This window comes from Ideonella sp. BN130291, from assembly GCF_036231905.1.
Classification (GTDB): domain Bacteria; phylum Pseudomonadota; class Gammaproteobacteria; order Burkholderiales; family Burkholderiaceae_C; genus CAMLIZ01.
The window spans coordinates 558,704-574,673 of sequence record NZ_JAZARE010000001.1 but is presented as its reverse complement, the minus strand read 5'-3'; the positions used below and the strand labels follow the sequence as shown (position 1 = coordinate 574,673).

Below are 15,970 nucleotides of genomic sequence, written 5' to 3'. Positions count from 1 at the left end.
GGCCGCGTGTCAACTCGCCGCCGCGCGCAGCAGCAGCCAGGCGGGCAAACCGAGGTACAGCGCGGCCAGGCCCAGGCGCTCCAGCCAGCGCCGCAACGAAGCCGCCTGCCCGGGCCGCAGCAGCACGGCCATCACCGTGCCGGCTTCGATCGCGGCGCGCAGGGCGGCAGCGCACAGCACCACGCCGATCGCCCAGGCGGCCCACCACAGCGCAAAGGTGGCGAGCCAGGCGCCGAGGCCGAAGCTGTAGGCCTCGCCAAAGGTGCTGCCGTAGGCGATGTGCTGGTGCAGGCGGAAGGCGGGGATCGCGAGCATCAGCGGGAACAGCACGAACTTGGCCAGCCACTGGTCCAGGCGGCCGCGCGGCGCGCCGCCGCGGGCTTGCGCATAGAGGCTGGCACGCGAGGCGGGGCGCGGTGGCGCCGCGGCGCCACCCGCATCCGCGATCGCCGTCGCCAGGCCCACCGGGTCGGCATGCGCGACGCCATACGGCCAATGCGCGCCCGACACCAGGCGCAGCGCTGCACCGGGGCCGGGGATGGGCAGGCGCCAGGGCTGCACCGCGGCGATGTCGCGCAGCGGAAGTTCCAGCCGGCGCGCGCCGCGTGTGAGCACCAGCGCGCCCTGCTCGATGCCGGCCCGTGCGGCAAAGGCCTGCAGCACGCACCAGGCGGCGGCTTCCGGCAGCAGCACCAGCGCGGCAAACAGCCTCACCTGCGCCAACGTGTTGGCCTGCAGCGCGCCATCGCCCAGCAGCACGGCCGCCACCATCCACAGCAGGCTCGCGCGCGCCAAGCTGCGCAGCGCACCGGCGGCCAGGCGCGCCGCGGGCGGCAGCACCGATACCCGGGCGGGCAGGGCAGCCACCGCCTGCGCCGGCTGCGTGGCAGCTGCCGCACCTGGGGCCCACGAGCGCCAGGCGGTGGCCAGGGCCAGCAGCGCCAGGAACCCCGCAGCCGCACGTCCCACCCAGTCGCCCCAGGCCACCATCAGCGTGCGCGGCGGCACCGGCACCGGCAGCGCGCCGATCACCAGCGTGCGCTCCCCCATCCGGGAGCCGGCCACCACGCTGCCGGTGGCGTCGATCACGGCGCTGTGCCCATTGGTGGTGGCGCGGTACTGCGGCAGCCGGGTTTCGATGCTGCGGAACGCGGCCGCGGCCAGGTGCAGCTCGGCGCCTTGCGGATGTGCGCTGAACCAGGCGTCGTTGGACAAGGTGAGGATGGCCTGCGCGCCCAGCCGGGCACCGTTGATCGCCAGTTGCGTATCCATGTCGTCCAGGCAGATCAGCGGCAGCACGGGGATCTCGCGGCCGTCGGCCAGGCGCAGCGGGAACACGCGCGCACCGTCCCCCGGCTGCCAGTGGCCGGTCCACGGCAGCCAGCGCCTCAGCGCCGGCCCGTCCAGCCAGGGCGGCACGTACTCGGTGAACGGAAAGGGGCGGGCCTTGCGGTACAGGCCGAGCAGGCCGGTGCCCGGCGCCACGAAGGCGGCGGCGTTGTACTCGCCGGCGGCATCGCGGTCGTAGGTGCCGAACACGAAGGGCACGCCGGCGGCGTTGACGATCGCCAGGATCTCGCGGTCCAGCTCCGCGCCGGCTTCGCTCTTGGGATGGCCGAAGGTGGTGGGGTACACCGTTTCCGACCAGAGCACCGCGTCCGCATGCTGGCGCTCCACCGCGTCGTAGCTCATCGCGAAATGGGTGTCCAGCACCTCGCGCACCACCGCCGCGGCGCCTTTCTCCTGGCGCAGGCGTTCGTAGTCCACGATGTTGGACTGCACCAGCCCCAGGCGCAGCGGCTGGGTGGTGGGCGTGGCTTGTGCGGACAGCGTGGCGGCGCCATACCCGGCCAGCAGCAGCGGCACCAGCGCGGCGGCGGCCAGCGGCCGCGCGGCCGCACGCAGGCCGCCTGCTCGTTGCGCCCAGGCCCGCGCCACGCCTTCGTTGACCAGCAGCAGCGCCAGCGTGAGGCCGGCGGTGCCGCCCAGGTCGGCGGCCTGGCGCAGCAGCCTCGACGGATGCAGGCCCACCCCCAGGGTGTCGTCGAGCAGCCGCGGCACCCACCATTCGGTGGCCACCCACGCGGCGGCGCCGGCAAGCGCGGAGAGTGCGGGCCCGTGCCAGCGGCGGGCGAGGTGGCGCACCAGCGCAAACACCAGGATCTGCGGCTGGAACAGCGGCGCGGCCACCAGCAGCAGGGCCAGGCCGGCGGCTTCGCCCCACTGCGTGTACTGGCCGATGGCGCTGCCGAACCAGGCAAAACCGGCGGCGGTGAAGGCCACACACATGCCCCAGGCGCCCAGCAGCGTGCCAACCAGCGTGCGGCTGCGGTCCAGCGTGTGCAGCCAGGGCACCAGGGCGACGAAACCGAGCAGCCAGCCCGCGCCGCCGCGTGCATACAGGCCGCACAGCAGGGCACTGGCGAGCACACCGGCCGCCGCGCGGGCGTGGCGGTGGAAGAAGGCAGCAGCGGCGTTCAGCGGCCCGGCCCTCCGGTGTCGGTGGGTGGCGGCACCACGATGCGCCGGATCGGCAGGCCCGGCGGTGCGGCTTCCGGCGGCACCACCCGGTCCTTCGGTATCGCGATCGGCCGGCCCGCCGCGTCCACGAAACGGTGGTCGGGGGAGTACATGAGGATGGGCTCGATGCGCTGGCCGTCGTCGGTGGCCTGGTAGTGGCGCACGTAGCCCTCGGGCAGCACGTAGTCCTCGGGCACCGCCAACCCCACCAGCGGCGGGCGGGTGCCGGGTGGCTGGAAGGCGCCCAGGCCGGTGCGCACACCGGCGCGGTGCAGGCGGTCGATCACCTCGGCCATGGTCGGTTTTTCACCCTCGTTCACATAGTCGGCCAGGTCGGGCGACTGGTCACCGTCGGGATCGCGCATGCGGGCGATGCGTTGCGCCGGTGGGGCGGCAGGGCGGGGCGTGGTGCCCGGCTGCGGCACCGCCTGGGCCGGCCCGCTCGCTGCAGCGGCCGGGGCCGGCGGCGGGCTGCCGGGGACGCTGGCCGCAGCCGTCACGACGGCCGGCGCAGGCGCGTTCGCCGGCTTGGGCGATGCCTGCAGGGTCAGCCCGTAGACCACGCCGCCCGCCACCAGGCCGACCGCCAGGGCGAGCAACAACCACGACGGCCGCCACGCCGGGTCACCGCCTGCCGGATGGGCAGGCGGGCCGGGACGACGCGGCCCGTCCATGGCGTGTTGTCGGCTCAGGGCGCGGCAGGGTTGGTGGTGGACACCGCCCAACCCATGCGCTCATGGCCGTACTGGTTCCAGATCGGGTTCTTGCCGTTGGTGAACGAGGTGTAGCGCGGCGCGCCCGATCCGGTGGTGCCGCCGAACAGCCCGGCGCTCACCGTGCCGCCGGTGTAGGTGGGATGGGTGTCGTCCGACTGGATGTAGTCGAAGCTGCTGCTGGCCGACACGAAGTGCGCGTTGGCGTCGCGTATCGTGGGGCGCAGCGTGCCTGCGATGCGGTTGACGTAGCTGGCTTCGCTTTCGCCGGCCACGTAGCGCAGCGCGTCGGAGTCCACCTGACCGTCCCCGTTGCTGTCGTAGTCGGCGCCCATGTATTGCGCGAAGTTGTCCGCGCACTGGAAGCCCTTCTGCCGCGCGTACTCGCACATCCAGTAGTTCATCGTCGCGATCTTCGGCAGGAACAGCGTCTGCATGTTCACCGTCTGGCCGGTGCTCGCGTCCCGGCAGGCGCTCTGCACGTTGTCGGCCGCGTAGCCCGGGTAGTGCAGGTTGGAGATCACCTTCAGCTTGGTGCCGGCATACGCATTCGCGTTGATGAAGTCCATCGCCGCGGCCACATAGGTCTTGCAGTTGTTGATGGCGTTGTTGATGCCCGAGTAGTCGCAGGTGCCGGTCTGGCCCTTGAAGGCCGAGCGCGCCTGCAGGCCGTCGTTGCCGCACATCTCGAAGGTGACCACGCGGGTGGAACTGGCCTGCATGTACGACTTCTCGGCCACGATCTTGTTGTTGTAGACGTCCGAGGCCACGGCGCCCGACTTGGCCCGGCGCACGCTTTCGATGTCGGCATTCCACAGCGCAGAGAGGTATTCCGCATCCACCGTGGGCGCGGCGTACTTGGCGGCGTTGAACACCGAGCCGTTGTAGCCGGCGTAGATGGAGTCGCCGTAGGCCACCACGCGGTACTTGGCGGTGGTGTTGGCCCGGTCGATGGTCCAGGACACGTTCTGGGTCAGGGTGTTGGCCGCCGCTGGCGCAGCGGCCGCCAGCATCGCCAGCGCGGGCATCAGCACGCGCAGCGCGGTGCGCCGCAGCGCGGGAAAGCATCTCGTCGTCATCTGTGTCTCCTTGGCCTGATATTGGTGCGGGAACAGAGCGCTCGATTCCGCAGGGTTCCCTTGTTGCGGTAGCCGACCCAGCCTAGACCCGGGCCCCGTGGGGCACCTCCGTGGAATCCCTTGCTGCCTGCTGACCGCGCCGGCAAGTCATGGACTTGGCTCGCCGGGTCAGGCGGCGACAATGCCGCGCGATGAACTCCGCCACCGTCCCTGAACGGCGCGCCGACCGCGCCTTTTTCGGCCACCCGGCCGGCCTCGGCTGGCTCGCTTTCTGCGAGCTGTGGGAGCGCTTCTCCTACTACGGCATGCAGGCGCTCCTGGTGCTGTACCTCAGCAACTACCTGTTCCTGCCAGAGAACATCGGCCATGTGGCCGGCATGGACAGCCTGCGCGCCTTCATCGAGCGCGCCACCGGCCCGCGCTCGCCGCAGCAGCTGGCCTCCGCGGTCTTCGGCCTGTACGCCGGGCTGGTGTACCTGACGCCCTTGTTCGGCGGGCTGCTCGCCGACCGGCTGCTCGGCCGCACGAAAACGGTGGTCATCGGCGCCAGCCTGATGGCGCTGGGCCACTTCCTCATGGCCTTCGAAGTGAGCTTCCTGCCGGCGCTCGCCTGCCTGCTGGTGGGCGTGGGCTGCTTCAAGGGCAACATCGCCGCGCAGGTGGGCGACCTGTACGCACCGGGGGACAAACGGCGCGCGAGCGCGTTCCAGATCTTCATGCTGGCCGTGCAGATCGCCGTGATCCTGGCGCCCATCGTCTGCGGCACCTTGGGCGAGAAGGTCGCCTGGCACTGGGGCTTCGGCGCTGCCGGCGTCGGCATGGTGATCGGGCTGTTGGTGTACCTGTGGGGCCGCCGCTGGCTGCCACCCGAGCCGCGCGTTCGCGCCCGCGATGCCGGCGGCGGTACCGCCGTGGCGCCGGCCGGCATGACCGGCCGCGACAAGGCCCGCCTGGTGCTGCTGGTGGCGCTGATCCCGGTGCTGATGCTGTCCATCGTGGGCAACCAGCAGTTCACCAACGCCTACCCGCTGTGGTCGCAGAAGCACATGGACCTGGTGCTGTTCGGCTGGGAGGTGCCCGTCACCTGGCTGCAGGCGGTGGACGCCTTCGTGAGCACTGCCACCATGGTGGCCTCCATCGCCTTCTGGCGCTGGTGGGCGCAGCGCCGGCGCGAGCCCGACGAGCTCACCAAGATGGCGCTCGGCTCGCTCATCGGCGCGGGCGGGCCGGCACTCTTGATCCTGGCCGCCGGCATGGTTGAGAACTCGCACGAGAAGGTCAGCCTGGCCTGGACGCTGGGCTACACGGTGCTCAACGACCTGGGTTTTGCAAACGTGCTGCCGGTGGGCCTGGCGCTGTATTCGCGCGTCGCGCCCCAGCGGCTGGAAGGGCTGGTGATCGGCGTGTACTACCTGCACCTGTTCCTCGGCAACACCTTCGTCGGCTGGCTGGCCGGCTTCCTGGAAACCATGCCCGGCCAACAGTTCTGGGCCCTGCATGCGGCCCTGGTGGCCAGCGCAGGTGTGCTGCTGCTGGGTGTCCGGCTGGTGTTCGGGCGGCTGCTGGCGCCCGACGCGCAGCGCTGAGGCGCGCCATCGCCGCATCGCCAAGGCAGCTCGCATGTTCAGCCTCACCCGCCAGACGATCCAGCGCGCGCGCAAGGAGCGGCTGGCGCAGATCGCCGGCAGCCTGACCTTCACCACGCTGCTGTCCATCGTGCCCTTCATCGCGGTGAGCTTCGCGCTGTTCCTGCGCTTCCCGCGGCTGGCCTGGCTGGAGGACGCGCTGGAGGAGCACCTGCTGAAGAACGTGATGCCGGCCGACATCTCGCGCACCGTGCTGCAGGTGCTGCACCAGTTCGCCGCGAACGCGGGCAGCCTCACCGGGCTGGGCACCTTGCTGCTGCTGGCCGCCGCGGTGGCGCTGCTGCTCACGGTGGAAAACGCGCTCAACCAGCTGTGGGAGGTCAAGCGCAACCGGCCGCTGCTCAAGCGCGTGGGCATGTACGTGCTGATGCTGCTCGCAGGGCCGCCGCTGCTCGCGCTCAGCCTGTGGGCCACCTCGCACCTGCTGGGCGCCTCGCTGGGCCTGATCGGCCCGCTGCCGCCGGCGGCGCAGTTCGTGCTGACGCTGGGGCCCATCGCACTCGGCACGCTGGGCCTGGGCAGCTTGTTCTACTTCGTGCCCAACACCCGGGTGCGCAAGCGCGACGCCATCGTGGGCGCGCTGCTCGCCAGCATCACGCTGGAGCTGGGCAAACGCGGCTTCGGTGCCTACGTGCTCAAGCTGCCCACCTACAAGGCGGTGTACGGCGCCTTCGCCGCGTTTCCGCTCTTCCTGCTCTGGGTGTACTTTTCCTGGCTGGTCACCCTGGCCGCGGCGCTGGTCAGCGCCAACCTCGGCCGGGGCATCAAGACCCAGGCCAGGAGAAACTGAAAGCGATGTTCCAGCTGCGCCAACTGAAGACCTTTCTCGCTGCCGCCGACACCCTGAGCTTCACGCAGGCGGCGCAGCGGGTGCACCTGTCGCAGTCCAGCGTGAGCGAGCAGATGCAGGCGCTGGAATCCAGCGTGGGCCAGCCGCTGTTCGTGCGCACCCACAACACGCTCGCGCTCACCCCGGCCGGCGAACGGCTGGTGGAGCGCGCGCGCCAGCTGCTGGCGCTGGCCGACGACGCGCTGCGCCAGGCGCGCGGCGAGGTGGGTGATAGCGGCGCAACACTGTGCGTGGTGGCGCCGCAGACGCTGTGCACCAGCGTGCTGCTGCCGCTGGTGGCGCGCCATGCGCAGCGCCATCCGGCCCTGGTGGTGCAAGTGCAGGAACGCGACTCCTTGGCCACCGCTGCCGCCGTGCTGGACGGCAGTGCCGATCTGGGCCTGGTGCATGGCTGGCCGGCCGCGCAGGCGGCGCTGCAGGTGGAGGAACTGGCGCGCGACCAGCCGATGGTGGTGCTGCCCGTTGGCCATGCGCTGGCAGCCGGTGCTGCGGTGGCGGCGCACGAGCTGGCGGCCTGCCCGCTGGTGCTCACCACACCCGGCTGCCGCTATCGTGCCTACCTCGACGCGCTGCTGCAGCAGGCGCCTGTGCAGCCGCAGCTGCGCGGTGTGGCGGACAGCGTGCCCGCCTTGCTGCAGATGGTGTCGGCCGGGCTGGGGGTGACGGTGCTGCCGCGCCGTGCGCTGCAGGGCGCAGGCGCCGGCATCGTGCTGCGGGCGCTCTCGCCGGCTGGTGACGGGCTGCCGATCTGTCTGCTCACCCCCGCTGGCCGGCCGCTGCCGCGGGAGCTGGCCCCCTTCATCACGGCGCTGCGCCAGGCACTGGCGTCACACCAGCCGGTGCCCGCCCTCCACGTGCAGCACGGTGCCGGTGGTGTAGCCGTTGCCGAGCAGGAACAGGATCGCGTCGGCGATGTCGTCGGCGGTGCCGACCCGGCCCACCGGTAGGCGCTGCGCCATCGTATCGAGCAGCGCGTCGCTGTCGACACCGGCCACGTCCTGCCAGATGGGGGTGCGCACCCAGCCGGGCGACACCGCATTCACCCGCAGGGGCGCCAGCTCCACCGCCAGCGCACGCACCATGCCTTCCAGCGCGGCGTTGATCGCAGCCACCGCCACGCCCTTGGGCCGCGGCCGGTAGGCGGCGATGCCGGAGGTGAAGGTGATGGAGCCGCCGGGGCGCAAGTGCGGCGCACCGTGTTTGGCCAGCAGCAGGGGCGCGATCACCTTGGAGCGCAGCGCGCGCTCGATGGCGGCCAGCGCCAGATCGGGCAGCAGCTCATAGGCGCCGCGGATGTCGGCCGCGGTGCAGACGATGTGATCCACCGGGCCCGCCGCCTCGAACAGCTGTTGCACCTGCGGTTCCTGCGTCACGTCGGCCGCATGCAGCCGCAGCGACCCAGCGGTGCCCAGCTGCTCCGCGGCGGCGGCCAGCTTGTGCTGCGAACGGCCGACGATCGTCACGTCGCAATGCCGCTTCAACAGCTGCGCCGACAGCGCCAGGCCCATGCCCGAGCTGCCGCCCACCACCACGATCCGTTGTCCTTGAAGAGGGTTGTTGTTGTCCATGCGCCCATGGTGGGGCGCATGCAGGGCTCCGGCCAGCGGGAACTTCCGTTGCTGCATCGGCAGCGCCGATGCAGCGCGGTTGCCGGGCGCCTCAGGCCCGCTTGCGCGCCCGCGACCGGGCCGGTTTGTCCTCCGCCTTGCTGGCCCGGGGCTCGGCCGCCGGCTTGGCCTTGCCCCCCTTGCCGGTGGTGCGCCCGAGGCTGTTCTTCAGCAGCTCGGTGAGGTCCACGACGTTGGAGGCATCGGCCTCGCTGGGCGCCTCCTCCAGCGGCGCCACCTTCTCCGTCTCGCCCGCCTTGGCCTTGCGCGCCACCAGCTCGCGGATGGCGTCGCTGAACTCGTCGCGATAGTCCTGCGGCTTCCACGCGGTGGTCATCTCGCCGATCAGCTGGCGCGCCATCTTGAGCTCGCTGTCCTTGAGCTGCGCCTTGCCCTGCGGCGGCAGGTTCAACGCGTCGGCCGGGCGGATCTCGTCGGCCCAGCGCAAGGTGCCCAGCATCAGCGCCGGCCCGGCGGGCAGCAGCGCGGCCAGGTGTTCCTTGTTGTGGATCACCAGGCGGGCGATGCCGATCAGGCTGGCATCGGCCATGGCCTCGCGCAGCAGGGTGTAGACCTTCTCCGCCTTGTTCGCCGGCTCCAGGTAATAGGGCTTCTCTATGTAGACGAAGGACACGTCCTGCGCCTGCACGAAGCTCTGGATCTCGATGGTCTGCGTGGTCTTGGGGTAGGCCTCGCGGATCTCGTCGTCCGACAGCACCACGTACTCGCCGTTCTCCGTCTTCACGCCCTTGACGATGTGCTCCTTGTCGATCTCCTTGCCGGTGCGCTTGTTGATGCGCTTGTAGCCCACCGGGTCCATGGTGCGCTGGTCCAGCCAGTCGAAATCGACCTCGTTTTCCTGCGAGGCCGGATATAGCGACACCGGTACATGCACCAGGCCGAAGGAGATGGCGCCTTTCCAGATTGCGCGTGCCATGGGTCTTACCTCTTCTGAAGTCGTCGATAGGCGCTGAAGTGGCGCAGCGCCTGCTGCGGCCGGGCCAGCTTGTCCTGGCAGACCCGGGCCGCGTTGAAGTGCGCATCGGCAAAGTCGGGCATCAGCCGGATGGCGGCCTCGTAGCTGTGCAGCGCGGCTTCGTCCTGCCCCAGGTCTTCCAATGCGATGGCGCGGTTGAAGTGCAGCAGCGCTTCGTCTGGGCAGCGCGCGAGCGCCAGGTCGAACACGGTGAGCGCGTCCTGGCAGCGGCCGGCGTCGCACAGCAGCGCGCCCAGGTTGACGTAGGCGTTGGCGAAGTCCGGGTCCTGCGCCAGCGCCTCCCGATACGCCGCCTCCGCGGCCGCGCGGTCGGTGGGCTCCAGCTGCTCGCCTTCGGCAAACCAGTCGGCGGCACTGCGCTGCTGCACCGCCGACACGGCAGGCTTGCGCGACAGCAGCGCCACCTGGCCCTCCTGCTGTGCCACCTCGAAGTCCAGCAGCAGCTGGCCGGAATGCGCCGCGAAGCGCTGGCCGCGCTGGCTCACCACCACGTCGCTGCCCACGGCGCTGATGCGCAGGCCGGTGAGCGGCGCGGTCTCGGGCAGCTCCGCCTTCAGCTTTTTCAGCGCGGCCACGATGCGGCGTGGCGGAATCTCGGCGGCCTGCAGCTCGTAGGCGGTGCGCAGCAGCACGATGTCCTGGAACGAGAAGCGGTATTCCTGTCGCGGCCCGCGCGCGGGGCTCACGAAGCCGGCCTCGATCAGGCCCTTGAGCACCGCCCGCGACACGCCGAGCGCGTCCTGCGTGCTGCGCAGCGTGTAGGCGGGCTCGCTGGTCGCGGCCCGGCTCACTTGCCGCGCGCCCGCTTGCGCGCGGGCTCGGCCGTTTCGGCCGCCGGGGTGGCGCGCCGCGCCGACTTGCGTTCACCCAGCTGCACGGCAGGCACCGGCTCGGCGGCCTTGGCCGCCTTGGGCGCCGCGGCCTTGGGTTTGCCGCCGCGCAGGCTGGCCCGCAGCGCCTCCACCAGGTCGATCACCTGGGCGCCGGTGGCCGGCTCGGCATGCGAGGGCGCCACGATCTGCTTGCCGGCGATCTTTTCGTCGATGGCGGCCAGGATGCGCTCCTTCTCGGTGTCCTTGAAGCGCGTGGGATCGTAGGTCTCTTCCGAGATCTGCTCGATGATCTGCAGCGCCAGCTTCAGCTCCGCCTCGCTCACCGTGGCCCGTTCGATGTCCAGGTCCTTCAGCGAGCGCACCTCGTCGGCATACAGCAGCTGCTGCAGCACCAGGCCGTCCTCGGCGGGGCGGATCTGCACCGGGTACTGCTTGCTCTTCCAGGCCCAGGTGGCCAGCGCACAGCGCCCGCTGCGGCGCATGGCCTCGGCCAGCAGGGCGTAGGGCTTGGCGCCGCGCTTGTCCGGCGCCAGCAGGTAGGCCTTGTCGTAGAAGATCGGGTCGACCGACTTCTCGGGAATGAAGGCCACGATGTCCACTGTGGGGCTGGCGCCTTCCTCCAGCGCCTTCAGCTCCTCCTTGGTGAAGGTGACGAAGCGGTCCTTCTCGAACTCGTAGCCCTTGATCATCTCGGAGCGTTCGACCACGCGGCCGTCCTTCTGCGAGATGTACTGCTGCTTCACCCGCGAGCCGTCCGGCGTGAGCAGGTTGAAGCTCACCGTGCCGGAGCTCTCGGTGCCGGAGAACACCCGCACCGGGATGGACACCAGCCCGAAGGTGAGGGACAGTGACGCGATCGATCGTGCTGCCATGGCGGTTCTCCTCAATCGAGGCACTGCGGCAAAGCGCGTGCCTTGGCCACGCTTTGCCGCCGGGGGAAGGTCAGCGAGCGATCAGAACCGGCTCTCCGGCGGAGCGTGTTCCAGCACCTGCAGCACCAGCGCCTTGGCCTCGGCACAGTCCGCATTCGGCGAGGCCAGCGACACATCCGCTCCGGCGATGACATCGGGGCTGTCAAGGCAGAGCCAGCTCCAGGTGCCGAATTGCCTGTGAGCGGGGGACTCGTCGCAGAACAGCCGCATGCCGGAGTGGCGTTGATCGGCCTGTATCAGCGTCAGCAAGTGGGTGACCTCACCGGGCGGGCCTTCGATCGCCTGCACGAAGTGCTGGCCGGTGTACGCCAGCACGCCGGACAGGTCCAGGCGCCGATGCAGCACTTCCGCCTCGCCGAACAGCTGACGAAGCTCCACTTCTTCCAGGCCGGGTTGAGCCCGGCTGATGTAGATCACGCGCCGCAATGACATCGCTGACTGGGGACTCACGCCTCGGCGCCGCGGCCCGCCTGCCCAGGCTGAAGAATCGACGACAGCACGACCTCCGCCTCTTCAATGAGGTCGCGGGACGACAGAAACGGCTGATTCAGCGAGAGCGACGCGGTGGAGGAGGCGCCCGCCTCGTACAAGACTTCGATGTCGTTGCACAGCTGCCGACGATCAGCGAGGTCAATTGCCTCACGCAGCGCGGGCACTAGGCGGTCGCGGTCGCTCCGGCGGTGCACCTCGACGGTCGCCACGAATGCGGCAAGCGCTTCGTTGAAGTGCTCTGAACCTGGACGTTGCAGCATCAGGTCGGCCAACGCCCGTTTGAACTCCATGTGCGTCGCAAGTGCGTCGGATGGCAAATGCTTCCAGTGCGCGCGGCGCCAGGCGGGAAGCAGGAATTGTTCGCGCGCCTGCACATGCACCACCGACCGATTGCACAGTTGCTGGAACATGGTTTGCGCCGTGGGCCGGAGCAGGGGCGCTTGCAACGCCTTGGCAAGGCTTGCAATTTCTGCAAGTTGTCTGTCAAACAGGTCTGCGCAATCCACCAAGCGCCATCCAAAACGGGTTTCCATCAGTGTAAGCAAACCGCGTTCCGGCTTGCCTGGGAGCGGCTTCCAATGGACCGGGCCCGCCGCCTGCTTCGCCTGCTGCATGCCCCACGAGGACAGCCTGCCTGTAGCACCGTCGAACGACCGCGGTTCGGCCGCGTATGCCGCATGCCTCACCCCGCCGCCGCAGCCCGGTGAGCCGTGGGCAGCGGCCGTGCCCGATCTGCCCGGTTGCCTTTCGACCGGCGACGGCGTGCGGGAGTGCATGGCCAACATCTCGGACGCGGTGGAAGCCTGGTTTGTGGCGGCATTGCGCGAAGGCAGGGCGGCACCCGAACCCACGCCCATCGATGACCTGGCCCGGCAGCCCGTTCACGCCGGTGCCTTGTGGTTGCGCATCGACCGCCGCAGGCCGGAACCGGTGGCCGCCCCGCTCACCTTGGCCGCGTCGGTGCCACTGTCCGCGGACGGCGCGATACCGGACGTTCTGCAGCCCGCCCTTCCGGCGCTGCCGCAGGACGCCGGTGAATCGACGCTCTGACCGCAGACTCATTGTTCGACTATGCCTGCGCGCCCTGAACTGGAATCCATCTACGAGACCGCCCCGGTGGGCCTCGGCGTGTTGGACACCGAGCTTCGTTTTGTCCGCGTGAATCAGCGCCTGGCCGAAATGAATGGCCTGCCGGTCGCGGCGCACATCGGGCGCACCGTGCGCGAACTGCTGCCCGACCTGGCGGAGCAGGCGGAGACGATGCTGCGAAGCGTGCTGGACACCGGGCAACCGGTGCGGGACCTGGAGGTGCGTGGCGAAACGCCTGCGCACCCCGGCGTGGAGCGCGTCTGGGTGGAGCATGTCACGCCGCTGCGCGACGACTGCGGCCAGATCGCGCTGCTGAGCCTGGTCGCCCAGGAAGTGACCGAACAACGCCAAGCCGAAGAGTCGCTGCGGCGAAGCCAGGCCCAGCTCCTGGAGCGTGAACGGGAACTCCGCCACTCGCAGGACCGGCTGCAGATTGCGCTGGAGGCGGGCCGCATGGGTGTGTGGGACTGGGCGCCCGCGTCGCAGACCAGCTTCTGGAGCCCGGAGGTCTACACGCTGCTCGGCCTGCCCGCCAACCCCGATGAGCCGCTGGAGGCATCTCACTTCCTGCAGATGGTGCACCCGGACGACCGGACCAAGCTCGACGCCGAGATCGCGCGGGTGCTGGCCAAGGGTGGCGACTACGAATCGGAGTTCCGGATCCTCCGCGCAGACGGCGAGGTGCGCTGGCTGGTCAGCCGCGGACGCGTGCTGCACGACAAGGACGGGCGCCAATCCCGCCTCGTGGGCGTTAACTTCGACATCACCGAGCGCAAGCTGATCGAGCAGGCGATGGCCGAGGCGGACAAGCGCCGCACCGAGTTCCTCGCCATGTTGGCCCATGAACTGCGCAATCCCCTCGCGCCGATCGCCAATGCGGTGCGCCTGCTCGAGAAAGTGGGCGATGCGCCGGACCGCAGGGCCATGGCGACGCAAATCCTGCGACGCCAGACGGCTCACCTTTCCCGCCTGGTGGATGACCTGCTGGAGGTCAGCCGCGTCACCCAGGGCCGGATCGAGCTGCGCATGGAGAACGTGCTGGTCGCTACCGCCGTGTTCCAGGCCGTGGAGGCGGCTCGCCCTCAGGCGCGTGAGCGCGAGCAGACCCTCAGCGTGGACGTGTCGCCCGCGCTGGACCTGGTGGTGGACCCGGCCCGCCTAACCCAGATCATCTCCAACCTGGTGACCAACGCGGTGAAGTACACCCCGGAAGGCGGGCGCATCGAGGTGAGCGTGCAGGCGGAAAACGAGCACCACCTCTCCATCGTGGTGCAGGACAACGGGCCGGGCATCGCGCCGGACCTCCAGCCGCACATCTTCGAGCTGTTCACACAGGACCGGCGCACGCTTGACCGTGCGCAAGGCGGGCTGGGTATCGGGCTGGCGATCGTCAAGCGCCTGACCGAGCTGCATGGTGGCCACGTGCGTTGTGAAGGGGCCGATGGCGGTGGCGCGCGCTTCGTGGTGTGCCTGCCGCGCCGCGGCCGGCGCGAAGAGCTGCGTGGCTCCCAGGTGACCACCACATCTGCTCGCATCCGGCCCTTGCCGATGCTGGTGGTGGACGACAACCGGGACGCCGCGGACACGCTGGCGTCGCTGCTTCGCCTGGACGGGCATCGCGTGGAAGTGGCCTACGACGGTGAGCAGGCGCTGTCCGTCGCCGCCGAGCTGCGTCCGCGGGTGGTGCTGCTGGATCTGGGCCTGCCCAAGCTGGACGGCTTCGCGGTGGCGCGCCGGTTGCGCGGATCGGAAGCCCTTCCCGCTGCAGTGCTCATTGCAGTGAGCGGTTATGCGCAGGCCAGCGACCGCGAGTCCACCGCCGCCGTCGGGTTCGATGCGCACCTTGCCAAGCCGGTGGAACTGAACGCGCTCTACGAGGCGATCGAAGCGCGGCTTGGCTGAGCCCAGCGTCACTCTGTGAGTTGCCCAGCGTCTGCGGTGGGGCCGCCTGCAGCCTTGCACGCCTGCTCCAGCAGCCTTGCACGCCTGCTCCAGCAGGCCGTCGAACGCCTGCACCACCGACTGCAGCAGGCGCAGCACCGCGTTGTCGCACCGGCCGCTGTGGCGAGCGCTCCACAAGGTCTGGCGGGCGGCATCCCGCACGGCCCGGACGCTGTTCACCATGGCGGCGTGGTCCGTGGCTGCGCTGCCACCGCGGTTCAACGGGGCACCTCGTGGTCGTCGGTGTCAGGCATGGTCGGCAGCGCGTTTCAGTGGCGATAGGCCAGCCCTGCAGGCAGCGTTCCTTCGACGGGGGGGCCATGGTCAGGGGGGCGCCCTCCCGGCACGCCGGTTGCTGAGTTGCCTCGATATCCGTTGGGGGCTGCCATGCTGATGTTCAAAGCGTTCCTGGATCCGTTCGCCCGCAGTTTGTGGTCCGGCAAAGCCTTTGCAGACCACAAGGCAGCAGCTCGCGATGCCACGCTCGCCTCAACCACTCGCTGCGTGGACATCGATCTGGTGGCCCTCGAATCCCAGGCCCTGCAGGCCGACGACCCCTGGCTCACCCAGCCGGCGGTGGCCTACCTGGCCGCGTGCGAAGCGCGCGCCGCGCGCCACTGAGCTGCCATCCCCATGCTTGAAAAACTGCCTGATGCCGTCGGCCACGCCCTGAGAGGGCAGCGCTCCGGCCTGGACCACACCCTGTTCCAGCGGGTCGACCTGCGCCAGGGCATGGGCGCGCTGCAGGTGCGCAGCCTGGCCTTCGAGGACCACACGCCCCTGCCCATGAACTGCACCGCCGACGGCCCCGGCATCTCACCGCCGTTGCAATGGATCGGCGTGCCCGCCCGCGCGGACAGCGTGATCGTGGTGGTGGAAGACGCCGACTCGCCCACGCCGCATCCGCTGGTGCACGCCATCCTGGCAGGCCTGCCGGGCGAAGATGGCTCCCTGCCCGAAGGCGCGATGAACAAGGCCGAGGCCGACCCGGATGCGCAGCTGGGTCGCAACTCCTTCCTCGGCGTCGGCTGGCTGCCGCCGGATCCACCGCCCGGCCATGGCGTGCACCGGTACGTGTTCCAGGTCTTTGCGCTGGCGCCCGGCAGCGCGCTGCCGGCCACGCCCGGCCGCGATGCGGTGCTGCAGGCCCTGGAGCAGTACGCGATCGCCAGCGGCTGCCTGATAGGCACTTACGAACGGCCGGACGGCTCGGTGCGCGAGCCCGCCGCCGGCACCGGCCTGGCCGGTGGCGTGCTGCCCTCGTGAAGCGG

The 15,970-nt window shown here is 70.3% G+C and carries 16 protein-coding genes; 7 read left to right on the top strand and 9 right to left on the bottom strand.

Annotation, left to right across the window (positions count from 1 at the left end; translation table 11 throughout):
* Positions 1 to 9: 9 nt before the first annotated feature.
* From lnt to VPH43_RS02675, 3 genes are read right to left on the bottom strand one after another with little or no spacing between them, the layout of a single operon-like run.
* Positions 10 to 2,430 (bottom strand): apolipoprotein N-acyltransferase, encoded by a 2,421-nt coding sequence (gene lnt / locus VPH43_RS02685; protein ID WP_328576097.1) that lies wholly within the window; start codon positions 2,428 to 2,430, stop codon positions 10 to 12.
* A 47-nt stretch (positions 2,431 to 2,477) separates the two neighbouring features.
* On the bottom strand, positions 2,478 to 3,194 hold the full coding sequence (locus VPH43_RS02680; RefSeq protein ID WP_328576096.1) for a hypothetical protein: 717 nt from the start codon (positions 3,192 to 3,194) through the stop codon (positions 2,478 to 2,480).
* 14 nt (positions 3,195 to 3,208) lie between these two features.
* Entirely contained in the window at positions 3,209 to 4,312 is a 1,104-nt protein-coding gene (locus VPH43_RS02675) for an SGNH/GDSL hydrolase family protein (RefSeq protein ID WP_328576095.1), read from the bottom strand.
* Between the two features lie 191 nt (positions 4,313 to 4,503).
* On the opposite strand from VPH43_RS02675, the gene VPH43_RS02670 reads away from it, so the two are divergent.
* Genes VPH43_RS02670 through VPH43_RS02660 form a run of 3 tightly spaced genes read left to right on the top strand, consistent with a single transcriptional unit; the run spans position 4,504 to position 7,755 of the window.
* On the top strand, positions 4,504 to 5,898 hold the full coding sequence (locus VPH43_RS02670; RefSeq protein WP_328576094.1) for a peptide MFS transporter: 1,395 nt from the start codon (positions 4,504 to 4,506) through the stop codon (positions 5,896 to 5,898).
* Between the two features lie 34 nt (positions 5,899 to 5,932).
* Positions 5,933 to 6,748 carry a YihY family inner membrane protein gene (locus VPH43_RS02665; protein WP_328576093.1) on the top strand — a complete coding sequence of 272 codons (816 nt, stop codon included), beginning with the start codon at positions 5,933 to 5,935 and terminating at the stop codon, positions 6,746 to 6,748.
* Between the two features lie 5 nt (positions 6,749 to 6,753).
* Positions 6,754 to 7,755 (top strand): LysR family transcriptional regulator, encoded by a 1,002-nt coding sequence (locus VPH43_RS02660; protein WP_328576092.1) that lies wholly within the window; start codon positions 6,754 to 6,756, stop codon positions 7,753 to 7,755.
* On the opposite strand, the gene VPH43_RS02655 is transcribed toward VPH43_RS02660, so the two are convergent.
* The 6 genes from VPH43_RS02655 to VPH43_RS02630 all read right to left on the bottom strand — a co-directional run bounded on the left by VPH43_RS02655 (position 7,636) and on the right by VPH43_RS02630 (position 12,283).
* Positions 7,636 to 8,376 carry an SDR family oxidoreductase gene (locus VPH43_RS02655; RefSeq protein WP_328576091.1) on the bottom strand — a complete coding sequence of 247 codons (741 nt, stop codon included), beginning with the start codon at positions 8,374 to 8,376 and terminating at the stop codon, positions 7,636 to 7,638. The genes VPH43_RS02660 and VPH43_RS02655 overlap by 120 nt on opposite strands.
* Positions 8,377 to 8,467: 91 nt before the next feature.
* A complete protein-coding gene (gene ku, locus VPH43_RS02650; protein ID WP_328576090.1) occupies positions 8,468 to 9,352 on the bottom strand; it encodes a non-homologous end joining protein Ku in 885 nt (294 codons plus the stop codon).
* A gap of 5 nt (positions 9,353 to 9,357) precedes the next feature.
* On the bottom strand, positions 9,358 to 10,203 hold the full coding sequence (locus VPH43_RS02645; protein ID WP_328576089.1) for a tetratricopeptide repeat protein: 846 nt from the start codon (positions 10,201 to 10,203) through the stop codon (positions 9,358 to 9,360).
* The gene (gene ku, locus VPH43_RS02640) at positions 10,200 to 11,117 is read right to left on the bottom strand and encodes a non-homologous end joining protein Ku (RefSeq protein ID WP_328576088.1); all 918 of its coding nucleotides are present in this window, start codon (positions 11,115 to 11,117) and stop codon (positions 10,200 to 10,202) included. Before ku (VPH43_RS02640) ends, VPH43_RS02645 begins: the two co-directional genes overlap by 4 nt.
* An 81-nt stretch (positions 11,118 to 11,198) precedes the next feature.
* Positions 11,199 to 11,594: a BLUF domain-containing protein gene (locus VPH43_RS02635; protein ID WP_328576204.1), complete on the bottom strand. Its 396-nt coding sequence runs from the start codon at positions 11,592 to 11,594 to the stop codon at positions 11,199 to 11,201.
* Between the two features lie 29 nt (positions 11,595 to 11,623).
* Positions 11,624 to 12,283 (bottom strand): hypothetical protein, encoded by a 660-nt coding sequence (locus VPH43_RS02630; RefSeq protein ID WP_328576087.1) that lies wholly within the window; start codon positions 12,281 to 12,283, stop codon positions 11,624 to 11,626.
* Here VPH43_RS02630 and VPH43_RS02625 point away from each other — a divergent pair.
* The 4 genes from VPH43_RS02625 to VPH43_RS02610 all read left to right on the top strand — a co-directional run bounded on the left by VPH43_RS02625 (position 12,282) and on the right by VPH43_RS02610 (position 15,965).
* The gene (locus tag VPH43_RS02625) at positions 12,282 to 12,719 is read left to right on the top strand and encodes a type II toxin-antitoxin system HicB family antitoxin (protein ID WP_328576086.1); all 438 of its coding nucleotides are present in this window, start codon (positions 12,282 to 12,284) and stop codon (positions 12,717 to 12,719) included. The two genes, VPH43_RS02630 and VPH43_RS02625, sit on opposite strands and share 2 nt — an antisense overlap.
* Before the next feature lie 21 nt (positions 12,720 to 12,740).
* On the top strand, positions 12,741 to 14,660 hold the full coding sequence (locus tag VPH43_RS02620; protein ID WP_328576085.1) for a PAS domain-containing hybrid sensor histidine kinase/response regulator: 1,920 nt from the start codon (positions 12,741 to 12,743) through the stop codon (positions 14,658 to 14,660).
* Positions 14,661 to 15,086: 426 nt separating this feature from the next.
* A complete protein-coding gene (locus VPH43_RS02615) occupies positions 15,087 to 15,320 on the top strand; it encodes a hypothetical protein (protein WP_328576084.1) in 234 nt (77 codons plus the stop codon).
* Between the two features lie 12 nt (positions 15,321 to 15,332).
* Complete coding sequence (locus VPH43_RS02610; RefSeq protein ID WP_328576083.1) at positions 15,333 to 15,965, top strand: YbhB/YbcL family Raf kinase inhibitor-like protein; 633 nt, start codon at positions 15,333 to 15,335, stop codon at positions 15,963 to 15,965.
* Positions 15,966 to 15,970: the final 5 nt, after the last annotated feature.